We start from the raw sequence: 26,770 nt of genomic DNA, 5'->3' as shown, positions 1-26,770 counted from the left end.
CGAGGGCAACTCACCAAAGGGGAACGGGAGTTGCGGGGAACCCCGCGGCAGGGCACAGAGCCTTTCACGCTTCCGCCACAACTGACAAGCGGCCTGTTCACATCCGGCTACCGACAGTGGCGGCGGGCGCGCGTGCCGCGGCCGGCCCGCGCCTTCGGCCTCTGGTACGGACGCGGACGCGGTTGTGCTCACCGGGCCGGACGCGGACCCCGCCGGGATACGGACGTGTCTCGCCGGGTCACACCCGGACCTGCTCCTCCCCCGTCTGCGTGCCCTCCGTGCCCTGCGCCGGCGTGTCGTCCGCGGGGAGGCTGTCCATGAAGGAGCTGACGGAGAAGACCGCGCGGCCGGGGCCGGGGGGGCCGTAGCCGGGCGGGGAGGACAGGCCGAAGTCGTCCATGGTCTGCCGGTAGGCCTGGAGCAGCCGGATGTGGTACTCCAGCGGCGCGCCCTGCGGGTTGGCCTTGCCGAGCGGGGTGGTGGGCTCCGGGCACCAGGTGGTGAAGCGCGGGGTGATGCCGTGCGACATGAAGAAGCGCAGGCCCTCCGTGGTGGAGGCGATGGCCTCGTCGACGGTGGTGAAGCCGAACGGCTCGGCCATCTCCACGCCCGCCACGAAGTTGGGGATCACGTTGCGCGCGCCGAACACCTCGGCGGAGTCCAGGATGCGGCGGTGCCACTCGTCCCGGCCGACGTAGCGCTCCTTGCCGGGGCAGTACAGCTCGAACAGCCGGCGGTCCCACACCTCGAAGTTGGGGTGGTAGATCTGCACGCCGTAGTCCTTGAACCGCTGCACGTCCGCCTTGGGCAGCGCCTGCGCGACGACCTTGCCGATCCAGCGGCCCGGGAAGCGCTCCTCGATGGCCTTGGCGTAGTGGCCGTAGAAGTCGGCCTCGTCCCGGCCCGCCACCTTCGACGTGATGGCGCCGCCGGTGAGGGTGTAGGCCGTCGACGCCTTCTGGGTGTCGTACCGGTCGATGATCTCCAGCGCCTCCAGGACCTCCTCGACGTCCTTGACGCCGGTGTAGGGCCGGCCGGCGGCCTTGTGCTGGCGCCAGTTGTGGTTGATGTCGCAGTACTGGCACTCCTCCTTGGCGCCGAAGTACTGGCAGACCCGGAAGACGGTCAGGTAGATCAGGTAGCCCCACTGGATGGTGGGCGCGACCTCCATCACGGACTTCCCGTTGGAGAGGGTGTGCCGGTAGTACTCGGGCATCGGCGGCACCCCGACGTCGGCGATGCGCCTGCCGTCGAGGTACAGCCCGAGCAGCCCGTCCTCGTCGGCGGCGACCCGGTACGGCGAGGCGGGGTTCACCCGCACGGAGACGACCGTGCGCCTCAGGCCGTACGGGCCGCCCGTCAGGATGATCTCCTCCGGGGGCCGGCGCAGCGCGGCCTCGCCCAGCTCCGGCAGGGTGCCGTGGTCGAAGGAGAAGATGAAGTACGACTTCGGTTTGACGTCCCCGGCCGCCTCGTTGGCGGTGTCGCTGAGTGCGGATTTGTCGAAGGCGACACCGCCCCGGAGCAGGTCCTCCTTGAAGACGGCCTCCCGCGGCACCCCCGGGAACCGCTCCATCAGATCCTCGACCAGCGCGGTACGACTGCCCATCCGTCTGTCTCCTCCCGGCTCAGGCGTACGCCTCTCACCGTATGCCCCCGCCGCCGGCGCACCCGTGCCGGGGTCCCGGCGATCCTACCGGTACGCCCCTTTCGAACACCTTGGCGGGGAATTCGACGGGGTGCCGTCGCCCAGCCCGGCCGGCACGCTCGGGCCGTCGGCGCGTTCAGGCCGTCCGGTCCAGTTCCGCCGGGTCGACCGCGTGCAGCAGCCCCTCGCCCGCCGCGAGGCGCTCGGCCTCCTCCACGACCGCCCGCCCGAGCCGGGCGACCTCGTTGCCCTGCGAGCCGGCCAGGTGCGGGGTGACGAAGGCGTTCGGCAGGTCGTACAGCGGGGAGCCGGCGGGCAGCGGTTCGGGGTCGGTGACGTCCAGCACGGCGCTGAGGCGTCCGGCGCGCAGCTCCGCGATCAGTGCGTCGTGGTCGACCAGGGAGCCGCGCGCGGTGTTGACGAGCACGGACCCGGTGGGCATGAGGGCGAGTTCCCGGGCGCCGATCAGATGGCGGGTCCCGGCGGTCTGCGGGGCGTGCAGCGTCACGATGTCGCAGGTGCTCAGCAGCTCGTCCAGCGGCAGCAGCGGGACGCCGAGCCGGGCGGCCTCCGTCGCGTCCACGTACGGGTCGGCGAGCGTGACCGCGAGGTCGTACGGGCGGAGCAGCCCGAGCAGGCGGCGGCCGGTCCGGGAGGCGCCGACGACGCCGACGCGGCGGCCGTGGTTGCCGATGTCCGGCAGGATGCCGTCGTAGGGGAAGGCACGGCGGTCGCGCAGCCGGTCCCGCTGGGCGAAGACGTCCTTCCCGGCGAGCAGGATCACGGCCAGGGCGTACTCGGCGACGGGCACGGCGTTGGCGGCGGCGGCCGAGGAGACGGCGATGCCACGCTGCCACACCTCGGGCGTGGTGAACCCCTTGACCGAGCCGGCCGCGTGCAGCACGGCGCGCAGCCTCGGCGCGGCGTCCAGGACGGCCGCGTCCAGGCGGGGACAGCCCCAGCCGGTGATCAGGATCTCGGCGCGGGCGAGGGCCTCCCGCACCCGGGCCCCGGTGAAGTCGTGCGCCACCAGGGCGGGGTCGACGTCCACGCACGCGCGCAGCCGGGCCAGCAGCTCCGGCGGGAAGACGAGCGGCACGTTCCGGGCCGTCATGGCGAACAGCGCCTGGGGACGCTCGGGCAAGGAAGGGGCCTTCCGGCTCGGTGACGCTCGGGCAGCAACCGGCCTCCACGGTAGGCGGCGCCGGATGAGAGGGTCAACGCAGACGCAACGCTCCAGGGAAGGACGCAGGGATGGCTGAGACCGCGGGGACGAGGGGGACTACGGGCTCGACGGGGACCGGTGCGCCCGGGGCGGGCACGGTCACCAACTGGGCACGCACCGTCACGTACACGGCGCGCGAGGTCCACCGTCCGCGCACGCCGGAGGAGCTGGCGGCGCTGGTGGCGGGGAGCACACGGGTGCGGGTGCTGGGCAGCGGGCACTCCTTCAACCGGATCGCCGACCCCGGACCGGACGGCGTCCTGGTGTCCACCGCGGGGCTGCCGCAGACGATCGACGTCGACACGGCCGCGCGCACGGTCCGGGTGGCGGGCGGGGTCCGCTACGCCGAGCTGGCCCGCACGGTCCACGCGCACGGTCTCGCCCTGCCCAACATGGCCTCCCTGCCGCACATCTCGGTGGCCGGATCGGTGGCGACGGGCACGCACGGCTCGGGTGTGACCAACGGCCCGCTGGCGTCGGCGGTCCGCGAGGTGGAGATGGTCGCCGCGGACGGTACGACCGTGCGGATCGGCCGGGACGACGCGCGGTTCGGCGGTGCCGTCACCTCTCTCGGCGCGCTGGGTGCCGTCACCGCGCTCACCCTCGGCCTGGAGCCGGCGTACGGGGTGGAGCAGCGGGTGTACACCGAACTTCCCCTGGACGGCCTGGACTTCGAGGCGGTCGCCGCCGCCGGGTACAGCGTGAGCCTGTTCACCGACTGGCGGCGGCCGGGCTTCCGGCAGGTGTGGGTCAAGCGGCGCACGGACCGGCCGGCGGTGGACTTCCCGTGGGCGGCGCCCGCGACCGGGCCGCTGCACCCGGTGCCGGGCATGCCCGCGGCGAACTGCACCCGGCAGCTCGGGGTGCCCGGGCCGTGGCACGAGCGGTTGCCGCACTTCCGGGCCGAGTTCACGCCGAGCAGCGGGGAGGAGATCCAGTCGGAGTACCTGCTGCCGCGGCCGGCGGCCCTCGACGCGCTGCACGCGGTCGACGGCATCCGGGACACGGTCGCCGGGGTGCTGCAGACCTGCGAGGTGCGGACGATCGCCGCCGACACGCAGTGGCTGAGCCCGGCCCACGGACGGGACTCGGTCGCGCTGCACTTCACCTGGGTGAAGGACGAGGCGGCGGTGCTGCCGGTGGTGCGCCGGCTGGAGGAGGTGCTGGAGCCGTTCGGCCCGCGCCCGCACTGGGGGAAGGTCTTCCGGACCCCGCCGGCCGTGCTGCGCGGGCGGTACACGCGGTTCGCGGACTTCCGGGACCTGGTCCGCGCCCTGGACCCTTCGGGCACCTTCGCCAACGCCTTCGTGCGGGATCTCCTCGACCACTGAGGGCCGCCGGCCCGGGGCACTTCCTCCAGCCCCTTTCCGAACCCCTTGTCGAACGTCCCTCCCCGCCCCTAGCCTGACGACCGCGCCGGTGCCGGAGCCGCCCCGGCCCGCACCGGTTCGCACGGGAGGGGAGGGGCAGCCGCGTGAAGCGCACCTCGCGTGACATCCGCACCGCGAACCGCTACGAGGTGCTGCGCCAGATCATCGCCGAGTCCCCCGCCTCCCGTCGGGAGCTGGCCGCGGCCACCGGGCTGAGCCTCGCCACGGTGGCCACGCTCGTCGGCGAGCTGCTGGACCTCCGCATGATCACCGAGGTCGGGTTCGAGGACTCGGCCGGGGGCCGCCCCCGGGGGCTGGTCGCCGTCAACGCGCCGGGGGGCGCGCTGGTCGGCGTGGACATCGCCGAGACGTACGTCCACGTCGAGCTGTTCGACCTGGCGCTGAACGTGCTGGCCCGCGCCGACGAGGACATGCGGCCCGGCGAGAGCCGGCCCGAGCAGGTGGTCGGGCACGTCGCCGCCGCGGTCGGCTCGGTCGTCGCCCGGGCCGGCGTCGAGGCGGCACGGGTGCTCGGCGTCGGGGTGAGCGTGCCGGGGCAGGTCGACCGGGACACCGGCATCGCCGAGTACGCGCCCTACTGGGACTGGCACGACGTGCCGCTGCGCGCTCTGCTCGCCGAGCGCGTCGCCCACCCGCTGTACCTGGACAACCCGCTGCGCGCCTGCGCGGTGGCCGAGCTGTGGTTCGGGGCCGCGCGGGGCCGCGGGGACGCCGTCGTGGTGAACCTCGGCACCGGCGTCGGCGCCGGTCTGGCCCTCGGCGGCGGCCTGCACCGCGGGGTGAGCAACAGCGCCGGCGAGTGGGGGCACACCACGCTCGTGCTGGACGGCCGGCTGTGCCACTGCGGCAACCACGGCTGCGTGGAGACGTACGTCGGCGCGCCGGGCATCATGCAGAACCTGCGCGAACTCGACCCGCGCTCACCGCTGCTGCACCCCGGGGACCAGACGGCCACCGTCGACGCGCTGGCCCGCGCGGTCGCCCAGGACGACCCGGTCGCGCTCAAGGTCGTCCGGGACACGGCCCGTTACCTCGGCGCCGGCATCTCCGACCTGATCAACCTGCTCAACCCCGAAGTGGTCGTCCTGAGCAGCTGGGTGGCCTCCCGGCTGGGCGAACCGCTGCTCGGGGAGGTCCGCCGGGCGGTCGCCCGGCACGCCCTGGGCCGGCCGCTGGCCGCCACCGAGATCGTCCTCTCCCCGATCCCCACCGACCCGGTGTCCCTCGGCGCGGCCACGTTCGCGCTGGAGGGGGCGCTCCAGTGCGCCGGCCAGCGGGCCGGCGCCAGGCGCACCACCGCACCCGCGAGGAGCCGTACCGCACCGCCTTCGTGACGACGGAAGGGACGCACGTGTCTCACCCCCACACCTCCCGGCCCCGCCGGACCAGGCGCCGGGCGACGGCTCCGGGGCGAGCAGGCGCCCTGCCCCGCCTGATCCTCACGCCGACCGCCGTCCCGATCCCGCCCCTGCCGTTCCTGGCCAGGGGCTGAGTTAGGAGACCGATGTCTTCCCACACCCGCGCCGACTACGTCGAGGACGTCTCCCCGGGGTCGGGGGCGCTGCCGCCGCGCGCCTGGTACGCGTCCTCCGACGCCGCGTCCCTCCCGCTCGGCGGACGCTGGCGCTTCCGGCTGTCGGACACGGCCGACGCCCAGGACGACTCCTTCGCGGCGCCGGGGTACGACGCCGGTGACTGGGCGGAGATCCAGGTCCCCGGCCACTGGGTGCTCCAGGGCCACGGCTCCCCCGCCTACACCAACCACCTCTACCCGTTCCCGGTCGACCCGCCCCGGGTGCCGACCGAGAACCCGACCGGCGACCACCTGCGCGTCTTCGACCTGCCCGCCGGCTGGCCGGCCGGCGGCGACGCCGTGCTGCGCTTCGACGGCGTGGAGTCCTGCGCCCGGGTCTGGCTGAACGGCACCGAGCTGGGCGAGTTCAAGGGCTCCCGGCTGCCGCACGAGTTCGCGGCCGGAGCGCTCCTGAGGAGCTCGGGCAACGTGCTGGCGGTGCGCGTCCACCAGTGGTCGGCGGGCTCGTACCTGGAGGACCAGGACCAGTGGTGGCTGCCGGGCATCTTCCGGGACGTCACCCTGCTGCACCGCCCGGCGGGCGGCGTCCGGGACTTCTTCGTGCACGCCTCCTACGACCACGCGTCCGGCACGGGCACCCTGCGCGTCGACTCCGACGTGGCGGGCCGGGTGACCGTCCCGGAGCTCGGTGTCGACATCCCGGCCGGCGAGCCGGTGAGCGTCCCGGTGGAGCCGTGGACGGCGGAGACGCCGAGGCTGTACGACGGCGTGCTGGCCACCGAGGGCGAGCGGGTGCCGCTGCGCATCGGCTTCCGCACGGTGGAGCTGTCGGACGGCCTGATCAAGGTGAACGGCCGCCCGGTGCTCTTCAAGGGCGTCAACCGGCACGAGTGGCACCCAAAACGGGGCCGGGCCCTCGACCTCGCGACCATGCGCGAGGACGTGCTGCTGATGAAGCGGCACAACATCAACGCCGTCCGCACCTCCCACTACCCGCCGCACCCGGCCTTCCTGGACCTGTGCGACGAGTACGGCCTGTGGGTGATCGACGAGTGCGACCTGGAGACGCACGGCTTCACCGAGCAGGGCTGGCGGGACAACCCCGTCGACGACGACCGCTGGACCCCCGCCCTGCTGGACCGGGCGGCCCGCATGGTCGAGCGGGACAAGAACCACCCCTCGGTCGTCATCTGGTCGCTCGGCAACGAGGCCGGCACCGGCCGGGGCCTGACCGCGACGGCCGAGTCGATCCGCGCCCGGGACGCCTCCCGGCTCGTGCACTACGAGGGCGACCGCACCTGCCGTGACACGGACGTCTATTCACGGATGTACGCGAGCCACGCCGAGGTGGAGCGGATCGGCCGGCGCCTGGACGGCGGTCCGCTCAAGCGCCGCGCCCTGCCGTTCATCCTCTGCGAGTACGCGCACGCCATGGGCAACGGCCCCGGTGGACTCGCCGACTACCAGCGGCTGTTCGAGGCCCACGAGCGGCTCCAGGGCGGCTTCGTGTGGGAGTGGATCGACCACGGCATCGCCCATCCCGGGCTGGGCTACGCCTACGGCGGCGACTTCGGCGAGGAGCTGCACGACGGCAACTTCGTCTGCGACGGCCTGCTGTTCCCGGACCGGCGGCCCTCCCCCGGCCTGGTCGAGTACAAGAAGGTGATCGAACCGGTCGCCGTCACGGGCGACGGCACGGCCGGCACGGTCCGTGTCACCAACAAGTACGACTTCGCGGACCTGTCGGCGCTGGCCTTCTCGTGGTCGTACGAGGTCGAGGGCGAGACGGTGGACTCGGGCAGGCTGCCGGTGCCCGCGCTGGCGCCCGGCGAGTCCGCCGAGGTGAAGCTGCCCGCCGTACCGCCCGGTGCCCCGGCGGGCGAGGCGTACTGGACCGTCCGGGCGGTGCTCGCCTCCGGCACCGCGTGGGCGCCGCGGGACCATGTCGTCGCCTGGGGCCAGCTGCCGGTGTCGGCGCGCCGGACGCCGTACGTCGCCGCGACCGCGCGCCCGGCCCCGGGTGACGGGGTGATCACCCTCGGCCCGGCCGTGTTCGACGCCCGCACCGGGGCGCTGCGGACGATCGGCGCGGTGCCGGTCACGGAGCTGCGCCTGGACGTGTGGCGGGCCACCACCGACAACGACGACGGTGCCGCCTGGCAGGGCGACCCGCGCTGCGGCCCGCTGTGGCGCAGGCTCGGCCTGCACCGGATGCGGCACCGCCTGGACGCGGTGGAGACCGGCGAGGACGCCCTGACGGTCCGCACCCGGGTGGCGCCGGCCGCCCGGGAGCTGGGCCTGTCGACGGTGTACCGCTGGACGTCGGACGGGGACCGGCTGCGGCTGACCGTGACCACCGTCCCGGAGGGCGACTGGACCGTCCCGCTGCCCCGCCTCGGCATCCGCTTCCGGCTGGCCACGGCCGACCTGGTGCGCTGGTACGGCGGCGGGCCCGGCGAGGCGTACCCGGACACGCGCACGGCGGCCCGGATCGCCCGCTGGCAGTCCACCGTGGACGAGCTGCAGACGCCGTACGTCCGCCCCCAGGAGAACGGCGCCCGGATCGACGTCCGCTGGGCGGAGCTGGGCGGTCTGCGCGTCGAGGGCGACCCGGCGTACTGGCTGACGGCACGCCGCTGGACCACCGAGCGGCTGGACGCGGCGGCCCACCGCGCCGACCTCGAGCCCGGCACCGGCTCCGCCGCGGGGGTGTGGGTCAACCTCGACCACGGCCAGCACGGCATCGGTTCCCAGTCCTGCGGTCCGGGTCCGCTGCCCCGGTACCACCTGCGGGCCGAGCCGGCGGAGTTCTCGTTCGTCTTCTCCGCGCCGATCCGCTGAGTACAGTACGCGCGTGGCAGCCCAGCCCTACAACCGCCGAGTCCGCCTGGTGGTGGAGGTACGCGACGAACCGGACGAACGCGAGCTGGCGGCCGAGGTGTTCTCCGCCCAGGAGGGCTGGCGGGTGCGCCCGGCCCGGGACACCGACGCGGTCGGCGCGGACGACGGTTACGCCGCCCTGGTCGTCGACGTCCCGCTCCGGGGTTCCCGCCTCACCGCCCGGTCCACGGCGGTCGAACGGCTGACCCGGCTGGCGTCCCGGCGCCGGCTCGACGTGTGGGTGCGCGAGGCCACCCTGGTCCGTCCGGGCGCCGCCGGACCGGTGACGACGTACCACGTCCACCACAAGGTGCCGGACGACGCCGGGCCGGTCCTGCGGTGGCTCGCCGAGCACTGGATCGCCGTCGGCGGCTGGGACGTCGGGCGCACCCTGCACCTGCGCGGCCCGCACACGCAGGAGCAGCGGGACCAGGCACAGGCCGAGCTGGCGGGCCGCACCCTCGGCGGGGCGCCGTTCGACCCCGAGGCGCACGACCTGCGCAGGTCGATCGGGCCGGCCCCGCGCGACGGCCAGGCCGGTCCACGGCGCACGTCGCTCACGATCGCGCTGGGCTGTCTGGTCGCGTTGGCGTGCCTCGCCGCCGGGATCGTCGTGGGCGCCTGCGCGACGCCCTGGCGGTTCCCGGCCCTGCTGGTACCGGCGGCCCTGTGCCTGCCGGTGGGCCGGTGGGTGACCTCCAACGAACCCCGGCCGTGGCTCGTGGCGCTGGGCTGCGGGGCCGTCCTCACCGGCGGCCCCGCCTTCCTGGGCTTCATGTGGGCGGACTCCGGCGACATCGGCGTCCGCCGCCAGCTCGCCGCGTTCGCCGTGGTCGCGCTCATCGCGTTCACGGTGTTCGGCCTGTGGTACGCGCTGAGCGCGTCCTGGTTCAGCCGCAACATGCAGTGGTTCCTGCCCGTGCTCGCCGCACCCGTGCCGTTCGTGATGCCGTGGGCCGGGTCCTTCCTGCACGCCATGTACCTGGAGGATTTCTTCGGCATCCCCGTGGACTCGGTGCACGTGGCCTTCTACTGGCAGTACGCGGTGGCGTTCCGGCCGCTGGCCACGGCGGTGGGCTGCGGCCTGGTGCTGCTGGCGCTGGGCGGCTGGGCCCGGCACTTCCACCTCCAGACCGGTGCCACCGGACTCGTGCCGTGGGTGCTGCCGCTGATGCTGGTGGTCGCGGTGCTCACGGTGGCGGTCGGCGCGCTCAACGGCGTGGGCGAGGCCGCCGGCCGGACGATGGACGCGGTACGGGCCGGCCGGCGTCCGCCCGCGTACTTCGGGCTGCGCGGCGAACTGGTCTGCGTCAAGCCGCTCGACGCCGAGGTGCCGGTCGTCAACGGCCCGGTGCCCGTCCGGCACCCGGTGCTGTCCTTCCAGGCGAGCGGGGACACCGTCTGGCTGTGGGACCCCGACCCCGCGCGCGGCACGGACACCGCCCGGCACGCGCTGCGGCTGCGCGCGGAGGACGTGGCGCTGGTGAGGGCCCGGGGCACCCGCTGTTGACACCTCGCCGCCTAGGAACTCTAGGCTGCCACCTGGAATCCCAAGGGAGGTGGGCGGTGGCCCGGGTGGGAGTGACCGTCGAGCGGCTGGTAATGGCGGCGGCGGAGCTGGCGGACGAGGCCGGCTTCGACCACGTCAGCATCTCGGCGCTGGCGCGCCGCTTCGGCGTCAAGGACGCGAGCCTGTACTCGCACGTCCGCAGTCTCCAGGACCTGCGCACCCGGCTCGCCCTGTACGCGGGCGGCGAACTGATCGACCGGATCGCGGCAGCGGTGGCCGGCCGGTCGGGCAAGGAGGCGCTGCGGGCCTTCGCCGGCGCCTACCGGGACTACGCCCTGGAGCACCCGGGCCGGTACGCGGCCACGCAGATCCGCATGGACCAGTCCCTCGTCGCCGACTCCCCCGCGCTGCGCCGCACCGCGCAGATCACCTACGGCATGCTGCGCGCCTACGGCCTGGCGGAACCGGACCTGACGGACGCGGTGCGCCTGCTGCGCAGCACCTTCCACGGCTACTGCCTCCTGGAGGGCGCGGGCGGCTTCGGCGCCGACCGGGACGTACGGGCCTCCTGGGACAAGGCCGTCGACGCCCTGCACCTCACCCTCGTCCACTGGCCCCGGGAACGGGACGACGGCCGCTGACACGCCGTCCCACGACGTCACGGGCCACTCGCCGGCTCGCTCGCCCCGACGCCGCTCTCCAGCGCGCGGACGTCGGCGTAGGAGGGGGTCGTACCGGCCGGGGTGCGGCCGGCCGCGATGTCGGTCACCGCGTCCAGGGCCGCGCCCAGCGCCCGCCGGTACAGCAGCGAGCCGAGGCTGACGCGGCGCACGCCCAGTGCGGCAAGGTGGCCGAGCGGGGGTCCGGTGGGCGAGTAGAGGACGTTGAGGGGGACGGCGGTGCGCCGGACGAGGGCGGCGATGCGTTCCGGGTCGGTGACGCCGGGCACGAACACCCCGTCGGCGCCCGCTTCCTGGTACGCGTCGAGCCGGCGCAGGGTCTCCCGCTCGTCGCCGTCGCCCGACCAGTGGGTGTCGGTGCGGGCGTTGACGAACAGGCCCGGCACGGCCGCCTTGACGGCGGCGATCTTCGCGGCGTGCCGGTGCACCGGGCCCAGGCCGTCCTCCAGGTTGACGCCGACGGCACCGGCGGCCCACAACTCGCGGGCGAGCCCGGCGACCTCGTCCGGGTCGTCGCTGAAGCCGTCTTCGGCGTCGACCGACAGGAGGTACGGCCCGGAGCCGAGGGCCAGGGCGAGACGCACGGTGTGTTCGCGGGTCGCGCCCTCCCCGTCGGGCAGCCCCACGGCCGCCGCGACCGCCAGGCTGGTCGTGCCGATCGCCGGGAACCCCCGGGCGGCGAGGGCGGCGGCCGTGGCGTGGTCCCAGGCGTTGGGCAGCAGCAAAGGCTCGCCCGGACGGTGGTGGAGTGCGGCGAAGGAGGGGACGGGAGCGGGCTCGGCGGTCATACCGCCATGCTGCACCCCGGTCGCTTCGGCGCCCGCCGAAACGACCGGCACCGCCCCGCCGCCTCACCGGGGCGCCACCGACCAGGACGGACCGGCGGACGCCTCCTCCACCACCGTGAACCGGAAGGCGACGGCCGGCCCCCCGGACCAGCCCACCCGCACCTCGTGGCCGTGCTCGTCACGGTCCGTCCGCACGGACACCAGCTCCGCGGGCGGCAGCGGGTCCGGCTCCCCGGTGAGCCGGGCGAGCGCCACGAAGAGCGTGGCCGGGCCCTCCCCGGTCACCCCGGTCAGCTCCGCGGACAGGCCGGTGACCGGGGTGAGCTCGGCGCGCAGGCCCGTCCCGCCCGGCCAGCCCGTCACCCGTACCGGCGTGCCGGGCGGCGCGCCCGCCACCAGATGGGCCCGCACCTCCATCGCTGCCCGGACCGCCACCACAGTGGTGACGGTGATCCCGGCGCGCACGGTGTGCCGGGAGGCGATCCACCCCGCGCCGGTGCCGAGCGGCTCGATCCCCGTGCGGCCCGGATCGCCGTCGACGATCACGCTGTTGTCGTAGGACGGCACGGGCGCGGTGGCGGTCGAGTAGGCGAGCCGGGTGTAGTAGGGGTCGTAGCGGACGTCCTCGCTGCCGTGGTTGTGCAGCCGGACCACGCCGTCCGAACGGGTCGTCTGGAGCAGCCAGTTGGGGGCGGGCACGGGGTGTGCCGCGTCGGCGCGGTCGGCCGGTCCGGGTTCCTCGCGTGCCGTCCACACCTCGTGCCCGGGCGGCAGCAGCAGCCCGAGGAAGCCCTTGCTCGCCCAGTACGGCGAGGCGGGGCCCGAGTAGGTCTGCGCGACGGACGCGTCGGGGCCGAGCCAGCCGAGCGGCAGCAGGCCCCGCTCGTCGACCGCGCCGCCGTCGAGGAAGTACCGCAGCGCTCCGGAGGCCAGCCGCCGGGTCTCGCCCGGGGGCAGCGGGGTGTGTCCGGTCAGGGCGCCGAGCCAGAGCGGGGCCGTCGTCGCGAAGCGGTAGGTGAGGGAGCGGCCCTGGTGCACGGGGGCTCCGTCGGCGCCGAAGAGGCGGGCGTGGTCGGCGAGGTGGCAGGACAGCCGCCGGCCGTAGCGGGCGAGCAGGTCGCCGTCGTCCGCAAGCCAGGCGTGCAGGACCGTGTACAGGTGCAGGGCCCAGCCGTTGTAGTAGTCGAACTTCCGGCCGTCGCCGTCCGTGTACCAGCCGTCGCCGACGTACCAGCCCTCGACCCGTTCCAGCCCCCGGTCGATCGCCGTGCGCGCCGCCTCCTCCCGGTGGCCGGTCTCGGCTAGGAAGCCGCCGACGGTGACCGGGAACAACTCCCAGTTGCACGGCCAGGGTTCGGCGGTGAGCGCGTCCGCCAGCCAGGCGGCGGTCCGCTCGCGGACGGCGTCGTCCAGGCGGTCCCACAGCAGGGGCCGGGTGAGCCGCAGGGCGAGCGCGATCGAGGCGGCCTCGACCAGCGGCTGGCCGCGGTCCGTGATCCGTGGCCAGACCCCGCCGGGCCCGGCCGCCAGACCGTCGGCGTACCGGCCGAGCGCGGTCTCGTCACGGCGGAACGCGGCCAGCAGCAGGGTGCGCGCGTACCCTTCGAGGCCGTCGGAGAGGCGGCCTGCGTGGCCCACGTGGTCGCCGGGCAGGTGGTAGAGGGCGCGGTCGGGGGTGGCGTACGGCTCGACGGCGGCGAGCAGGGCGTCGGCGGCGGCCTCCCAGTGGGCGCGGGTGTAACCGGTGTACGGGCTCGACTCACGGTCGTCGGCGGGCAGTTCGATCACGGGTGACTGTCCTTCCTCACGGGACCCGGGGCACCCCGGTTCCGGTCGGGGCGTCCCGGGGGCTCATCCACCCTTACCTCACCCGCGCGTCCGGGCGGAAAGCCCTTTCCCCGATCCTTCGGCTAGCGTCGTGACCATGACCAGCCACACCTTCCCCAGCCGCCCCTCCCCCCGCCTCGCCGACGCCCTCGCCGCCGGGGCCGTCGTGCTCGACGGCGGCATGTCCAACCAGCTGGAGTCGGCCGGGCACGACCTGAGCGACGAGCTGTGGTCGGCACGGCTGCTCGCCGAGCGGCCGGAGGCGGTCACCGAGGCCCACCTCGCCTACTACCTCGCGGGCGCGAGCGTGGCGATCACCTCCAGCTACCAGGCCACCTTCGAGGGCTTCCGCAAGCGCGGCATCGGCCGGGACGAGGCCGTGCGGCTGCTCGGGCTGAGCGTGGAACTGGCCCGGGAGGCGGCCCGGAAGGCCGAGGGAGCGGGTGTCGCGCGCCCTCTGTGGGTGGCCGCCTCGGTCGGACCGTACGGGGCGATGCTCGCGGACGGCTCCGAGTACCGGGGCCGGTACGGGCTGGGCGTGGACGAGCTGGAGCGGTTCCACCGGCCCCGGATGGAGGTGCTGGCCGCCGCCGCGCCGGACGTGCTGGCGCTGGAGACCGTGCCGGACGCCGACGAGGCCGCCGCGCTGCTGCGGGCGGTGCGCGGGCTCGGGGTGCCGGCCTGGCTGTCGTACACCGTCGAGGGGCCGCGGACGCGGGCCGGGCAGCCCCTGGAGGAGGCGTTCGGGCTCGCCGCCGACACCGACGAGGTGATCGCGGTCGGCGTCAACTGCTGTGCGCCGCAGGACGTGCGGGGCGCGGTGGAGATCGCGGCGCGCGTCACCGGCAAGCCGGTCGTGGTGTACCCCAACAGCGGGGAGGCCTGGGACGCGCGGGCCCGGACCTGGCACGGGCGCACCACGTTCGGCGCCGGGCAGGTCGAGGCGTGGCGGGAGGCGGGCGCACGGCTGATCGGAGGATGCTGCCGGGTCGGACCGGAGGCCATCACGGAGATCGCCGGAGCGCTCGCCGCGTAGCGCGGCCCGACGGGGTACGTCCGTGGGCGCGGGCAGCCGGGGCCAGGCTTCCGCGAGCCGGACCCCGACGCGGCCGACACCCCCGCGAAAGCGGCCCTGGCTGACCGAAGAATTCCGCCGGATCGGACCCGAGGCCATCCCGCAGCACGGCCCAACCCGGACTCCGGCGCCGGACAGGGTGCGTCCGTGGGCGCGGGCAGGCGGGGCCGGGATCGCCCGAGCCGGACCTCGACGCGGCCGACACCCCCGCGAAAGCGGCCCTGGCTGACCGGAGAATTCCGCCGGATCGGACCTGAGGCCATCCCGCAGCACGGCCCAACCCGGACTCCGGCGCCGGACAGGGTACGTCCGTGCGCGCGGGCACCGGGGCAAGGCTTCCGCGAGCCGGACCCCGACGCGGCCGACACCCGCGCCAAGGCGGCCCTGGCTGACCGGAGAATGCCGCCGGATCGGACCCGAGGCCATCCCGCAGCACGGCCCGACCCGGACTCCGGCGCCGGACAGGGTACGTCCGTGCGCGCGAGCAGCCGGGCCCAGGATTCCGCGAGCCGGACCCCGACGCGGCCGACACCCGCGCCAAGGCGGCCCTGGCTGACCGGAGGATGCCGCCGGATCGGACCCGAGGCCATCACGCAGCGCGGCCCGACCCGGACTCCGGCGCCGGACAGGGTGCGTCCGTGCGCGCGGGCAGCCGGGGCCGGGGCTCCGCGAGCCGGATCTCGACGCGGCCGACACCCCCGCGAAGGCGGCTCCCCGGGGCGGTACGCCGGTGCCGGAGGGCACACGTCTCGTGGGCCGGTCGTCAGCGGTGCCGGACCACCACCGAGCGCCGCAGACGCCGTACCGCCGCCGTCAGCTCGGCCCCCGGCGCCCGCACCCCGGACGCGGGGCCGGGCTCCGGGACGGCGCGGGCGGTCGGCCAGAGGCCGATCTCCGCGTCCCGGGGACCGTGCGCGGTGTACGGCTCCCCCTCGCCGAAGACCCGCACCGGATGGGTCGCGTCCCAGGCCGCCCAGCCGGGGTCCCCGCTCGTCGCGAACCGCACCCAGGCGGTGTGCATCGCGTCGGCCAGCTCCTGCGGGGCGCCCTCGCCGGCCAGTTTCCGCGACTCGGGAACGCCCCCGCTGTCGAAGACGAACCCCAGCTCCAGGGCGTGGCAGGCACCGAGGCCGGGCAGCAGGGAGGGCCACGCGAACTCGTAGAGGTGACTGGCGCCCGGGCGGGCGTCGGCGAGCCGGTACAGCGGCACCCGCAGCAGGTGGTCGGTGACCATCTGGCCGACGACCTCGGCGGTCCCGGCGTCCGGGTGCAGCGTCCGGTAGCCGCGCGGCACGTCGTGCCCGGCGTGGCAGCGGGCCATCGCACCGGCCAGGGCGACCGCGCCGAGCCGGTCGACGCGCTCCAGCAGTCCGCCGGGGACCAGCCACAGCCGGTACTCGTCCCGGGTCCACCCCATGAGCAGCTCGACGTCCCCGGCGGCGGAGCCCTCGGTCAGCGCCTTCAGCGGGTCGCGGGGGACGAGGTCGCCGTCCACGACCATGCCGAACGCGGGGCCGCCCAGCACCGGGCTGCTGAGCCGGCCGACCTCGGCCTGTGTGCGCAGCAGCAGGGCGCGGTCGACCGCGGCGAACGCCTCGGCGGTGGCGGGGATCTTCAGCCGGCCGGCCATCCGGCGCACCATGCGCCGTACCTTGTCGCGGTCGACGGCCTCGGGCGCGCCGCTCTGCAGGACCGCCCGCCGGACCAGGCCCCGCGCCTGGGGCGCGGCGAGGAGGACGCCGGCGCTGATGGCACCGGCCGACTGGCCGCACAGGGTGATCCGGTCCGGGTCGCCGCCGAAGGCCTCGATCGACTCGTGCACCCAGCGCAGCGCGGCGAGCTGGTCGCGCAGGCCGGGGTTCGGGGGCGTGTCGGGGAACAGGCCGTAGCCCTCCACCCCCAGCCGGTAGTTGACCGAGACGCAGACGACCCCGTCGCGCGCGAAGGTGCGGCCGTCGTACACCGGGACCGCCGATGAACCCCGGGTCAGCGCGCCGCCGTGCAGCCAGAGCAGGACCGGGAGCCGGGCGCCGGGCCCCGGCTCGGGGGTCCAGACGTTCAGGTTCAGGCAGTCGTCGCCGGGGATCACGGGGTCGGACAGGTACTGGGCGAACGCGTCGGAGTACGCCGGCTTCGGCGCGGTCGGTCCGAACGCGCCGGCGTCCCGTATCCCGTCCCAGGGCTCGGGCGGCCGGGGCGGGCGGAACCGGAGGGCGCCGAAGGGCGGGGCGGCGTACGGGACGCCCCGGAAGACCGCGATCCCCCGCTCGTACCGGCCGCGTACGGCCCCATGGGGCGTTCTGACCACGGGGCCCGTCTGGTCTGCTGTCATCGCCCACCAGCCCTTCGCCACGCGCGCGTGCCTCGTCCCACCAAGAGCACCACAGCGGCGCAACGTATTCCGGTGCACGGATCCCCGGCGTGGGCCGTCCGGGGTACGGCGCTGCCGGTGCGGAGGATGCTCGGCGACCGCCCGGAGGGGACGTGGACGGCGCTGTCGACACGGCCGGTACGGCGCGCGAGCGCGGCCCCGCCCGGGAAGGGCCCCGCCGCGTGCCGCCCGTGACCCGCGCGGACCGGCCGGACGCGTGATGCCGGCGGTGGGGGCGGGCGCGGGAGGTGACCCGGGCCCGGTGGGGATCGTTCGCCGGGCATGAAGCACTCCACGCGTATCGCCGCGGCCCTCTCCGTGGCCGCGGTCGCCCTGGTCACCGCCTACGGCACGGCCCACGCCGGCTGCCGCACCCTCGCTCCGGGACAGCGGCGCGCCATCGTGGCCTCGCCCGCCGGCGAGCACGAGCCGAAGGAGGACATCGAGCTCGACGAGAACGGCCGCCCCGGCCTCGGGGAGGACTGAGCGCGACGGCCGGGCACCTCCCGCAGGGGGCGCCCGGCCGTCGCGCTGCCCGATGGGCCGTCAGTCCCGCTCGCCGCGGTCGGCCCCGACGAGGGCCTCGACCACGTCCACGGCGCTGCCGTCGTGGTCGCTGCCGGCGGTACCGCTGCCGGTCTGGACGTTGGCCGCGCGGTCGACCTCCAGCCAGGAGTCGGCGTGGGAGTTGTCGATCACGGTGATCAGGCCGCCGGACGCGACCGCGGGCACGGCACCGGCCCCGAGGAGCGCGGCGGCCACCGCCGTGGCCATGCCGAGCCGCGGTACGGCACCGCTCACACGCCCACGCCCTCGGGGGTGAGCCGCTCACGGGCGATGTTGCGCTCCAGCAGGCTGGTGGAGGCCTGCACGCCGACGCCGCTCGCCGGATCCACCTCCGGCAGCCGGCCGTCGGCCGCCTTCAGGCCGGCGAGCGCGGAGTCCATCGCCTCGTGCGCGGCGAACAGGCACGGGGTGCTGTAGATGGCGACGTCCACGCCGAGGTCGGACAGCTCGCCGAGGGACAGCCGGGGCGACTTGCCGCCCGCGATCTGGTTGAACAGCAGCGGCTTGCCCCCGACGACCTCACGGATCCGCTTGATCCACTCGACGCTGCGCACCCCGTCGACCAGCACCACGTCGGCGTCGGTGTCCGCCAGCCGTTCGGCGCGGTGCAGGATGTCGTGCTCGTCGGTGGCGTCCGTGCGGGCGACGACGACCAGGTCCTTGCGGGTCTCCAGGACCTTGTGCAGCTTCTCCAGGTACTCCTCCAGGGGCAGGACCTGCTTGCCGTCGGCGTGGCCGCAGCGGCGGGGCCGCTTCTGGTCCTCCAGGATCACCCCGGAGGCACCGATGCGCTCCAGCCCCTCGACGACGTGACAGGCGACCTCGGGGTCGACGTACCCGTCGTCGATGTCGACCAGCAGGTGGTGGTGGGGGAAGGCTCCGCGCAGCCGCTGGACGAAGGCCACCATGTCGGGCCAGGCGATGAATCCGATGTCCGGCAGTCCGTAGTACGAGGCCGCGAAGCCGAAGCCCGATACGAACATCCCGTCGTAGTGCTTGGCCGCGATCGACGCCGAGTACATGTCGTACACGCCGATCAGCGGTGTGGTTCCGGGACCGGCGATGCGCTCGCGCAGCTTGTTTCCGTAAGTCAAGGTCCGGCTCCTCCTGTGGGTGGGTGACGCGGGGCGGTAGGGGGGCCGCCGCGTCTCGACGCCCTTTGCCAAGACAAGAGCATCCCTAGATCGTCACGTGACCTTCCTCCTACGCGGGCTTTACTCACTCCAACGGCGCAACCGGTTCACCGCAGAAACGTCACTGGGCGGCCGCCGCGGCCCAGGTGAGGCCGCCGTTCAGGTGGGCCAGGAAGACCGGGTCGCGGTAGGCGCCGGCGGCGTGGCCGAGGGCCGTGTAGAACACGCGTCCGCCTCCCGGGCCCCGCTCGTAGCACCAGGCCAGCGGGTGGTCCGCGCCCATCCCGCCGCCGTCGTACGACGTCTCGTCGGCGCGCAGCAGCACGCGTGCCCCGCCGCCCGGGACGCGGTCGAAGTCGTACCACTCGTCGGTGAACTCCCAGACGGACGGCAGCCGCCGGGTCGCGGGGTGGGCGGGGTCGGCGACGAGGACCCGGCCCGGCTGGTGGGCGGGGTGCCGGGTGAAGCGGGCGCCGAGGAGTTCGCCGTAGTACGGCCAGCCGTACTCCGTGCAGGCCGCCGCGTGCACCCCGGCGAAGCCGCCGCCCGACCGGACGTACCGCTCCAGCCGCTCGCGCCCGGCCGGGGTCAGCACGTCACCGCTGGTGGAGAGGAAGACCACGGCCGCGAACGACTCCAGCGGCCGTTCGAGGTCCGCGGGGTCCTCGGTGTGCTCGCAGGCGAACTCGCCCAGCGCCCGGACGGCGGCGACCGCGTCCGGGAGGGAGTCGTGGCGGTAGTCGGTGGTGCGGGTGTAGAGGAGGAGGCGAGGAGACATGCCACGGGACTCTAGGGCCGCCCGGGGCCTCCCCCGCCGTCGTCCCCGTGCACGGCGACGGACTGCGAACGCCTCCGCCCGCCCCGCCGGGACCGCCGCCGGTGTCCGATTCCTTCAAGACCGGCTGACCGGCCGCCGCCTACGGTGGCCGCATGACCGTACGATTCGCCGTGATCGGCCTGGTCGCCTCCGACCTGGCCGCCTCCCTCGCCTTCTACCGCCGCCTCGGACTGGTCTTCCCCGACGGAGCCGAGGACCAGCCCCATGTCGAGGCCGAACTGCCCGGCGGGCTGGTGCTCGCCCTGGACACCGAGGAGACCATCCGCTCCTTCCACCCCGGCTGGCGGCCGCCCGCCGGGGGAGGGCGGGTCGCGCTCGCCTTCCGCTGCGACTCCCCCGCCGAGGTCGACGCCCGCTACGAGGACCTGGCGGCCGCGGGGTACCACGGGGAACACAAGCCGTGGGACGCCTTCTGGGGGCAGCGGTACGCCACCGTGCACGACCCCGACGGCAACGCGGTCGACCTGTTCGCCCCGCTACCCGCGCCCGGCGAGTAGGTCTCCGAGCGGCATCCCCGCCAGCCGCCGCACCTCCCGCGCCAGATGGGGCTGGTCCGCGTAGCCCGCGCGGACCGCCGTCTCCGCGTACGGCGTCCCGGAGCGGGCCAGGGCCAGCGCCCGCTGGAGGCGCAGGACGCGGGCCAGGGTCTTCGGGCCGTACCCGAAGGCGGTCAGGCAGAGGCGGTGCAGCCGGCGTTCGCCGAGGTCCAGTCCGGCGGCCGTGGCGGCCACCGTGCGGCCCGCGTCCAGGCACGCCACCACCCGGCGCGGCAGCGGGTCCGGGGCACCGGCCTGCGCCGCCCGGCCGAGGGCCATGTCCTCCAGTGCGCGCGCCGGGTCGGGGGCCGCCGCGAGTCCGTCGCGCAGCCGGCGGACGCTCGCGGCGGGCCAGAGGTCCGCCAGCTCCACGCGGAGGTCGCGCAGTTCGTGCGCCGGGACGCCGAGCAGGGCGGGCGCGGTGCCGGGGAAGAAGCGGATGCCCGTCCAGGAACGCGCCGGGGCCTCGGGGAGGTAGGGGCGGGTGTCGGGGCCGGCCACCAGCAGCCGCCCCTCGCTCCACAGCAGATCCATGCACCCGTCGGGCAGCACGGGCCGGACACCGCCGCCGGCCGGGGAGTTCGTCCACACGACCGCACCGGCCAGCCTGGACGCCCGCTCCGTGTACACGACGGTCAGCGTACGCCGCCGCCGATGGCCCCGGGTCCTTCTGCGGAGGGCGGGACCCGCCGGCCCGCCGCAGGGTCCGTGCGGGCGGCCCGACGGTCACCGCAGCGGATGGGCCGCGTCCCCGTTCCCGTCCTCGTTCCCCGCGCGCCCGTTCCCCTTGTGCGCGTGGTGCGGGTTCTTCGCGTGGGTGCGCAGGCGGGCCGTCACGTCCTCCGGGGGCAGGAAGCGGGACCAGCGCTCGGGGAACTCGGAGGGCATGTCGGGGTCGTCGGGGTCGGTGTCCCGGGCCGCCGCGGCCCGGGCGACGTACTCGGCGACCTGCGCGTGCCGCACCCGCTCGTTGGCCTCGCGCGCGGCGGCCGTGGCCGCGGCCGGCCAGACCCGGTCGATGGCCGCGTTGACGGCCGCGCCGACGAGCACCGCGAACGCGGACACACCGATCCACAGCAGGACGGCGACGGCGGCGGCGAGGGAACCGTAGATGGTGGCGCCCTCGATGGTGCTGGTGAGGTAGATGCGCAGCAGGAAGCTGCCGAGGACCCACATGGCGAGGGCGACCAGCGCGCCGGGCACGTCCTCGATCCACGGGGAGCGGACCGGCACGGACACGTGGTACAGCGTCGTCAGGAAGACGATGGACAGGACGATCACGACCGGCCAGTACAGGACCTGGACGACCGTCTCCGACCAGGGCAGGATCCGCACCACCGCGTCCGGCCCGGCCACCATCAGCGGCAGCGCCACCGAGCCGATCAGCAACCCCCCGATGAACAGCAGGAACGCCATGATCCGGGTCTTGACGATGCCCCGGACACCGTCGAGGCCGTACATGACGGTGATGGTGTCGATGAAGACGTTCACCGCGCGGGAACCGGACCACAGGGCGAACAGGAAGCCGATGGAGATGACGTCGGGCCGGCCGCCCTTCATCACGTCGTGCAGGATCGGCTCGGCGATGTCCTTGACGCCCTTGTCGGACAGCACCGTGCGGGAGGCCTCCAGGAGGTTGGTCTCCAGGCTGTGGATGGTGTCGGCGCCGGTCCAGTCGTCGACGTAGCCGAGGAGCCCGATCAGGCTCAGCAGCAGCGGCGGCACGGACAGCAGCGTGAAGAACGCCGCCTCGGCCGCCAGGCCCAGGATGCGGTACTCCATGCAGGAGTTGACGGTGTCCTTGAGCAACAGCCAGGCGGTCCGGCGCTTGGAGACGTTCCGGTAGAGGGCTCTGGCGCGGTGGAGCCGGCCGGCCGGCCGCTCGGGGGTTTCACTTGCTGGCTGCACGTCCTAACGGTAGCCGCCGCACCGGCCCGTCCTCACCCTCCGGGGCCGATCACCGGGGGAGGCGTCGGCGGGCACGTCGGCGGACACGTCGATTTCCGGCGCTGTGCCGCTCCGGTGCCATCACCGCCGCCGTCCCGGGTAGGTTCGCAACCATGGCAGGCACCTCCACGCACACCGTGACGAACCAGCCGCCGCCGCTCGCCGGCTACGACGTCTTCACCGCCGACCGGGCCCTCGTCGAGGCCGTCGACCGGTACACCGGCGCCGATGTCCTGGACGAGGTGCGCGCCGAGCTGTCCGCGCTCGGCCGGGCCGCCGGTTCGGCGCAGCTCCACGAGTGGGCGGCGCAGGCGAACGAGCATCCGCCCCGGCTGCGCAGCCACGACCGGTACGGCCACCGGATCGACGAGGTCGACTTCCACCCGGCCTGGCACCGGCTGCTCGGCAAGGGCGTCTCGGCCGGGCTGACCGGCGCCTGGGCGCGCCCGTCGGGGCACGTGCGCCGGGCGGCCGGGTTCCTGGTCTGGACGCAGGTCGAGGCGGGCACCTGCTGCCCGCTGTCGATGACGCACGCGGCCGTGCCCGCCCTGCGCGCCGACCCGGAGCTGGCCGCCGAGTGGGAGCCCCGGCTGGTGTCCACGATCTACGACCGGGAACTGCGGCCGGCCGGACAGAAGCCCGGCGCCGTGTTCGGCATGGCGATGACCGAGAAGCAGGGCGGCAGCGACGTCCGCGCCAACACCACCGCGGCGCGCCCCCTCGCGGAGGACGGCGCGTACGTGCTGACGGGGCACAAGTGGTTCTGCTCCGCGCCGATGTCGGACGCGTTCCTGGTGCTCGCGCAGGCCCCCGGCGGGCTCACCTGCTTCCTGGTCCCGCGGGTCCTGCCCGACGGCACCCGCAACGTCTTCCGGCTCCAGCGGCTGAAGGACAAGCTGGGCAACCGCTCCAACGCCTCCGCGGAGGTCGAGTTCGACGGCACCTGGGCGCGCCGGGTCGGCGAGGAGGGGCGCGGGGTGCGCACGATCATCGGGATGGTCGCCGCGACCCGGCTGGACTGCGCGCTCGGCTCGGCGGGCCTGATGCGGCAGGCGGTGGCGCAGGCCGTGCACCACTGCGCGCACCGGGAGGCGTTCGGCGGGAAGCTGGTCGACAAGCCGCTGATGCGCAACGTCCTCGCCGATCTGGCCCTGGAGTCCGAGGCGGCCACCGCGCTCGCGCTGCGGCTGGCCGCGGCCTGGGACGACGGTGGCGAACAGGAGCGGGCCTTCCTGCGGCTCGCGGTGCCGGCGGCGAAGTACTGGATCACCAAGCGCTGCGCCCCGGTGGCCGTGGAGGCCGCCGAGTGCCTGGGCGGCAACGGATACGTGGAGGAGTCCGGTCTGCCCCGGCTGGTGCGGGAGTCGCCGCTGAACTCCATCTGGGAGGGCGCGGGGAACGTACAGGCGCTGGACGTGGTGCGGGCGCTGCGGCGGGAGCCGGGCGCACTGGACGCCTGCCTCACCGAGATCGGCCGGGCGCACGGCGCGGACCACCGCCTGGACCGGGCGGTGAAGGACCTGTTCACCGAACTCGCGGACCTGGACGGTGTCGAGGGGCGTGCCCGGCGCCTGGCGGAGCGGCTCGCGCTGGTCCTCCAGGGCTCCCTGCTGGTGCGGCACGCCCCGCCGGAGGTGGCCGACGCCTTCTGCGCCTCCCGGCTGGGAGGCGATCACGGCGCGTCCTTCGGCACGCTGCCGGCGGGCCTGGACCTGGAGCCGGTGGTGGACCGGGCGCGGCCGGCCTGACCTGCCGTACCCGGCCGGGGTCCCGGAGGGAGGGGGTGGTGCTGCGCCGACACGGCACCACCCCCCACCACCTGGGTCAAGTCTCGGCCAGGTACCGGCGGTTCACCAGGGTTGCAGGGGGTTGCAACTTATGGCGGCACATGCGCGGAGTCTGTGCCTCCGCCATGTCCGGAACGGCAGTATGAGAGGCGCGGCCGGACCGGAAACCACCGCCCGGACGGCTGTGCACGTCTCTTTCGACGCCCCTTTCCGGGAGGACCGCAGTGGTGAACCCGCCGGTGAACGTGGCGCGCCTGGCCGCCGTGGACGCGGCGCAGGCGGCGCGGGTGCTGAGCGAGGTGCGCGAGGCCACGCTGGCCGGCCAGCGTACGCGGCTGGCGCCCCGTCCGGTGATCGAGCAGTCGTGGGGGCGGATGCTGCGCAGCGGCGTCGACCCCGAACACGACTTCAGGTCAGGGCTGTTGTCCTCGGACGAGGTGCGGCGCCGGCGGGAGGAGTCGCCGCTGCGGCATGTCCTGCCGGTGCTGCGGGAGGGGCTGCTCTCGGTCGCGGACGTCGCCCGGCACATCATGGTCGTCGCGGACGCCGACGGGCGCGTGCTGTGGCGGGAGGGTGCGCCGTCGGTCCTGCGGAAGGCGGACGGGCTCGGCTTCGAACTCGGCGCGGACTGGCGGGAGGACGTCGTCGGCACCAACGGGGTGGGCACGCCGGCGGTGGTACGGCGGCCGGTCCAGGTGTTCGCCGGCGAGCACTTCGTACGGTCGCACGCCTCGTGGACCTGCTCGGGCGCGCCGATCACCGATCCGCGGGACGGGCGGCTGCTCGGTGTGGTGGACGTCAGCGGCCCGCTGGAGACCATGCATCCGGCGACCCTCGCCTGGGTGGACTCGGTCGCCAAGCTCGCCGAGGCCCGGCTGCGCGAGCGCCATCTGGCCTCGCTGGAGCGGCTGCGGGCGGTGGCGGCGCCGGTGCTGGCCCGGCTGGCCGGGCGGGCGCTGGTGGTGGACCGCGACGGCTGGGCGGCGGCCGTGACCGGAATGCCGTACGTACGGCGGGTGGCGCTGCCCAGGACGCTGGCGCCGGGCCGCCGGTGGCTGCCCTCGCTCGGTTCCTGCGCGGTGGAGCCGCTGGCCGGGGGCTGGCTGCTGCGGGCGGAGGAGGAGCCGCGCGCCGGTGCCGGCCGGATCGTGCTGGACCTCGCCCGGCCGGGCCGCCGCACGGTGACGGTCACGGCCTCGGCGGGTTCCTGGTCGCGGGAACTGAGCCCGCGCCATGCCGAGTTGCTGTTCCTGCTCGCCGAGCACCGTGCGGGGCGCGGGGCGGCGGCGCTGGCCGGGGATCTGTTCGGCGATCCGTCCCGGACGGTGACCGTACGGGCCGAGATGTCCAGAATTCGCAGGTATCTTGGAGAACTCCTGCAGCATCGGCCGTATCGTTTCCGTGCCGATGCGGAAGTGGACGTGATCCTTCCAGACGATCCGTCCCACCTGCTTCCGCAGTCGACAGCACCGGCGGTGACCCGCAAGCGGAATGCCATGCACGACGGCCGGAGCGAGCAGCCCGGACCGAGGTGACCGTCCGGCCCGCACGTGCGTCTTCCGCCCATCTGCGCGGTCTTGGCCCTGCGCGGCTCCTTCCTGCCGTAGCATCCCGTACGGGCCTCCCCACCTGCTCCTCGCGTCAACCCACGGATCGTGAGACGCAGTTGGCCCGCCCTCTGGAGGAGAGATGAAGCATCGCGGCAGACACCGCCGACGCAGACGGGGCGCGGCGCTGCGCGCGGTCCTGACCGGCACCGCGCTCGCGCTCACCGCCGCGGCCACGCTGATCAGCGCCTCCCAGGCCGACGTCACCGACGACCCGGGCGCGCTGAAGCCGATGACCTCCCCGGCGGACACCAGTCGGCTCCGCCTCCAGGAGCACCGGGTCCCCGCGCGCTCCCTGGACCGGCTCGCCACCGCGATGGGCCGCCCGGTCGGCGTGGACACCGTGCTCCGCAGCACCGACCGGACCATGCGCGAGGGCGACGGCTGCTCCGCCGGCGACCGCGCCTCCCTGCCCGTCGCCCCGGCCGCCTCCCGCGCCTACTGCTGGGACCCGGCCGACACCGCCACCGGCGACTGGCGGCCCGCCTCGGTGACCACCTCCGGGGACGCCGACGAGGACGGCGTCTGGGGCGCCCACCGGGTCGTGCTCGCCGGCTGGACCCACCGCACCACCACCGGCCGCCCCGCCGAGCGCGGCCTGGCCCGGGTCGCCTTCGTCGACGCGGACGACCCCGCCCACCTCTCCTACCGCTGGGTGCTCCTGGTCGTGCCGGTCGACGGCGGCCGGGACTACCGGGGCCTGACCTCCGGCCTTGCCGGCATGGTCTGGCACCGGAACAAGCTGCTGGTCACCACCACGGCCGGCGGCGCCGACGCGCTGTACGTCTACGACCTGGACCGCATCCAGCGCACCACGGTCGACGGGCCGGCGATCGGCCGCGTGCCCGGCGGCTGGTCCGCCGACGGCCACGACTTCGTGCTGCCCGCGGTCGCTTCGTACCGCTTCACCTCCGGCCGCTGCGCCCCCTCGGGACCGCCCTGTCCCGGCGCGCTCGCCCTCGACCGCGGTACGACACCCGACAGCCTGGTCGCCGCGGAGTCGACCGCGCCCGGCGGCGACAGGCGCGCCCGGCTGTGGCGGTACGCCTTCGGTGACGATCCGGCGCGTCCCGGGCCGCTCGCCACGGACGCGTGGGGGCGGGTGGACGCGGTGGAGGCGTACCGGACCCGGGCGGACGGGATCCGGGGCCTGCTGTCGTACCGGAAGCCCGGGGCGGACCGGCCGTCCTGGTATGTGGGACGGCTGCCCGAGTCGCAGGACGGGCACGGCGGGCTGTGGCGGCAGGACACCCGGGGCGCCCGGGCGGCCCGCTGCGGCGCCGACGCCTCGGACCGCTGCTGGGCGCAGGACGCGGGCTCCCTCTCCTACTGGCAGGAGACCGGCGAGGTGTGGTCGCTGTCCGACCGCATGCTGTTCGCACTCCCGCTCGCCGAACTGGACCACTCCCTGAACTGACGGCCGGCC

General features: G+C 75.0%; 21 protein-coding genes. 11 read left to right on the top strand and 10 right to left on the bottom strand.

Going from position 1 to position 26,770, the window contains the following annotated elements:
* Positions 1-238: 238 nt before the first annotated feature.
* A complete protein-coding gene (locus ACZ5DC_RS01970) occupies positions 239-1,609 on the bottom strand; it encodes a radical SAM protein (protein WP_468648417.1) in 1,371 nt (456 codons plus the stop codon).
* Between the two features lie 175 nt (positions 1,610-1,784).
* A complete protein-coding gene (locus tag ACZ5DC_RS01965; protein ID WP_468648415.1) occupies positions 1,785-2,792 on the bottom strand; it encodes a hydroxyacid dehydrogenase in 1,008 nt (335 codons plus the stop codon).
* 110 nt (positions 2,793-2,902) lie between these two features.
* Here ACZ5DC_RS01965 and ACZ5DC_RS01960 point away from each other — a divergent pair, with 110 nt between their 5' ends.
* From ACZ5DC_RS01960 to ACZ5DC_RS01940, 5 genes are all read left to right on the top strand, one after another.
* Positions 2,903-4,204, top strand: a complete 1,302-nt coding sequence (locus ACZ5DC_RS01960) for an FAD-binding protein (protein ID WP_468648413.1) — start codon at positions 2,903-2,905, stop codon at positions 4,202-4,204.
* 143 nt (positions 4,205-4,347) lie between these two features.
* On the top strand, positions 4,348-5,598 hold the full coding sequence (locus ACZ5DC_RS01955) for an ROK family transcriptional regulator (protein WP_468648411.1): 1,251 nt from the start codon (positions 4,348-4,350) through the stop codon (positions 5,596-5,598).
* A gap of 170 nt (positions 5,599-5,768) precedes the next feature.
* Entirely contained in the window at positions 5,769-8,639 is a 2,871-nt protein-coding gene (locus ACZ5DC_RS01950; protein ID WP_468648409.1) for a glycoside hydrolase family 2 TIM barrel-domain containing protein, read from the top strand.
* Between the two features lie 13 nt (positions 8,640-8,652).
* Complete coding sequence (locus tag ACZ5DC_RS01945; protein WP_468648407.1) at positions 8,653-10,188, top strand: hypothetical protein; 1,536 nt, start codon at positions 8,653-8,655, stop codon at positions 10,186-10,188.
* A gap of 56 nt (positions 10,189-10,244) precedes the next feature.
* On the top strand, positions 10,245-10,829 hold the full coding sequence (locus tag ACZ5DC_RS01940) for a TetR/AcrR family transcriptional regulator (protein WP_468648405.1): 585 nt from the start codon (positions 10,245-10,247) through the stop codon (positions 10,827-10,829).
* Positions 10,830-10,846: 17 nt separating this feature from the next.
* Here the strand turns inward: ACZ5DC_RS01940 and ACZ5DC_RS01935 are convergent, their stop codons facing one another.
* Positions 10,847-11,656 carry an isocitrate lyase/PEP mutase family protein gene (locus ACZ5DC_RS01935; RefSeq protein WP_468648403.1) on the bottom strand — a complete coding sequence of 270 codons (810 nt, stop codon included), beginning with the start codon at positions 11,654-11,656 and terminating at the stop codon, positions 10,847-10,849.
* Positions 11,657-11,719: 63 nt separating this feature from the next.
* Complete coding sequence (locus ACZ5DC_RS01930) at positions 11,720-13,441, bottom strand: DUF2264 domain-containing protein (RefSeq protein WP_468649891.1); 1,722 nt, start codon at positions 13,439-13,441, stop codon at positions 11,720-11,722.
* Between the two features lie 139 nt (positions 13,442-13,580).
* Between ACZ5DC_RS01930 and mmuM the strand changes: the two genes are divergently transcribed.
* Positions 13,581-14,519, top strand: a complete 939-nt coding sequence (gene mmuM, locus ACZ5DC_RS01925; RefSeq protein ID WP_468648401.1) for a homocysteine S-methyltransferase — start codon at positions 13,581-13,583, stop codon at positions 14,517-14,519.
* Positions 14,520-15,321: 802 nt separating this feature from the next.
* Here mmuM and ACZ5DC_RS01920 read toward each other — a convergent pair.
* The gene (locus ACZ5DC_RS01920; protein ID WP_468648399.1) at positions 15,322-16,890 is read right to left on the bottom strand and encodes a carboxylesterase/lipase family protein; all 1,569 of its coding nucleotides are present in this window, start codon (positions 16,888-16,890) and stop codon (positions 15,322-15,324) included.
* A gap of 321 nt (positions 16,891-17,211) precedes the next feature.
* On the opposite strand from ACZ5DC_RS01920, the gene ACZ5DC_RS01915 reads away from it, so the two are divergent.
* Positions 17,212-17,415 carry a hypothetical protein gene (locus ACZ5DC_RS01915; RefSeq protein ID WP_468648397.1) on the top strand — a complete coding sequence of 68 codons (204 nt, stop codon included), beginning with the start codon at positions 17,212-17,214 and terminating at the stop codon, positions 17,413-17,415.
* Between the two features lie 60 nt (positions 17,416-17,475).
* Here ACZ5DC_RS01915 and ACZ5DC_RS01910 read toward each other — a convergent pair whose 3' ends face one another.
* The 3 genes from ACZ5DC_RS01910 to ACZ5DC_RS01900 form a co-directional block, all read right to left on the bottom strand.
* A complete protein-coding gene (locus ACZ5DC_RS01910; protein ID WP_366748086.1) occupies positions 17,476-17,730 on the bottom strand; it encodes a hypothetical protein in 255 nt (84 codons plus the stop codon).
* Complete coding sequence (locus ACZ5DC_RS01905) at positions 17,727-18,590, bottom strand: isocitrate lyase/PEP mutase family protein (protein WP_468648395.1); 864 nt, start codon at positions 18,588-18,590, stop codon at positions 17,727-17,729. Before ACZ5DC_RS01905 ends, ACZ5DC_RS01910 begins: the two co-directional genes overlap by 4 nt.
* A gap of 160 nt (positions 18,591-18,750) precedes the next feature.
* Positions 18,751-19,407, bottom strand: coding sequence for a ThuA domain-containing protein (locus tag ACZ5DC_RS01900; RefSeq protein WP_468648393.1), 657 nt, complete (start codon positions 19,405-19,407; stop codon positions 18,751-18,753).
* 152 nt (positions 19,408-19,559) lie between these two features.
* Here ACZ5DC_RS01900 and ACZ5DC_RS01895 point away from each other — a divergent pair, with 152 nt between their 5' ends.
* A complete protein-coding gene (locus tag ACZ5DC_RS01895) occupies positions 19,560-19,964 on the top strand; it encodes a VOC family protein (RefSeq protein ID WP_468648391.1) in 405 nt (134 codons plus the stop codon).
* Here the strand turns inward: ACZ5DC_RS01895 and ACZ5DC_RS01890 are convergent.
* Both ACZ5DC_RS01890 and ACZ5DC_RS01885 read right to left on the bottom strand, forming a co-directional pair.
* Positions 19,944-20,633, bottom strand: coding sequence for a helix-turn-helix domain-containing protein (locus ACZ5DC_RS01890; protein ID WP_468648389.1), 690 nt, complete (start codon positions 20,631-20,633; stop codon positions 19,944-19,946). The two genes, ACZ5DC_RS01895 and ACZ5DC_RS01890, sit on opposite strands and share 21 nt — an antisense overlap.
* A 96-nt stretch (positions 20,634-20,729) precedes the next feature.
* Positions 20,730-21,911: a YihY/virulence factor BrkB family protein gene (locus ACZ5DC_RS01885; RefSeq protein WP_468648387.1), complete on the bottom strand. Its 1,182-nt coding sequence runs from the start codon at positions 21,909-21,911 to the stop codon at positions 20,730-20,732.
* Between the two features lie 152 nt (positions 21,912-22,063).
* Between ACZ5DC_RS01885 and ACZ5DC_RS01880 the strand changes: the two genes are divergently transcribed.
* The 3 genes from ACZ5DC_RS01880 to ACZ5DC_RS01870 all read left to right on the top strand — a co-directional run bounded on the left by ACZ5DC_RS01880 (position 22,064) and on the right by ACZ5DC_RS01870 (position 26,761).
* Positions 22,064-23,698 carry an acyl-CoA dehydrogenase family protein gene (locus ACZ5DC_RS01880; RefSeq protein ID WP_468648385.1) on the top strand — a complete coding sequence of 545 codons (1,635 nt, stop codon included), beginning with the start codon at positions 22,064-22,066 and terminating at the stop codon, positions 23,696-23,698.
* A gap of 263 nt (positions 23,699-23,961) precedes the next feature.
* Positions 23,962-25,272 (top strand): GAF domain-containing protein, encoded by a 1,311-nt coding sequence (locus ACZ5DC_RS01875; protein ID WP_468648383.1) that lies wholly within the window; start codon positions 23,962-23,964, stop codon positions 25,270-25,272.
* Between the two features lie 154 nt (positions 25,273-25,426).
* A complete protein-coding gene (locus tag ACZ5DC_RS01870) occupies positions 25,427-26,761 on the top strand; it encodes a hypothetical protein (RefSeq protein WP_468648381.1) in 1,335 nt (444 codons plus the stop codon).
* The last annotated feature ends 9 nt before the right edge of the window (positions 26,762-26,770 follow it).

The organism is Streptomyces sp. NPDC031445, from assembly GCF_055581365.1.
The sequence above is the reverse complement of the archived record's forward strand: the minus strand, read 5'-3'. Positions and strand labels throughout refer to the sequence as shown.

Excerpts from the sequence above, each read along its gene's own strand:
- ACZ5DC_RS01970 (WP_468648417.1), bottom strand. The coding sequence starts at position 1,609 with ATGGGCAGTCGTACCGCGCTGGTCGAGGATCTGATGGAGCGGTTCCCG.
- ACZ5DC_RS01960 (WP_468648413.1), top strand. The coding sequence starts at position 2,903 with ATGGCTGAGACCGCGGGGACGAGGGGGACTACGGGCTCGACGGGGACC.
- ACZ5DC_RS01950 (WP_468648409.1), top strand. The coding sequence starts at position 5,769 with ATGTCTTCCCACACCCGCGCCGACTACGTCGAGGACGTCTCCCCGGGG.
- ACZ5DC_RS01935 (WP_468648403.1), bottom strand. The coding sequence starts at position 11,656 with ATGACCGCCGAGCCCGCTCCCGTCCCCTCCTTCGCCGCACTCCACCAC.
- mmuM (WP_468648401.1), top strand. The coding sequence starts at position 13,581 with ATGACCAGCCACACCTTCCCCAGCCGCCCCTCCCCCCGCCTCGCCGAC.
- ACZ5DC_RS01920 (WP_468648399.1), bottom strand. The coding sequence starts at position 16,890 with ATGACAGCAGACCAGACGGGCCCCGTGGTCAGAACGCCCCATGGGGCC.
- ACZ5DC_RS01915 (WP_468648397.1), top strand. The coding sequence starts at position 17,212 with ATGAAGCACTCCACGCGTATCGCCGCGGCCCTCTCCGTGGCCGCGGTC.
- ACZ5DC_RS01900 (WP_468648393.1), bottom strand. The coding sequence starts at position 19,407 with ATGTCTCCTCGCCTCCTCCTCTACACCCGCACCACCGACTACCGCCAC.
- ACZ5DC_RS01895 (WP_468648391.1), top strand. The coding sequence starts at position 19,560 with ATGACCGTACGATTCGCCGTGATCGGCCTGGTCGCCTCCGACCTGGCC.
- ACZ5DC_RS01880 (WP_468648385.1), top strand. The coding sequence starts at position 22,064 with ATGGCAGGCACCTCCACGCACACCGTGACGAACCAGCCGCCGCCGCTC.
- ACZ5DC_RS01870 (WP_468648381.1), top strand. The coding sequence starts at position 25,427 with ATGAAGCATCGCGGCAGACACCGCCGACGCAGACGGGGCGCGGCGCTG.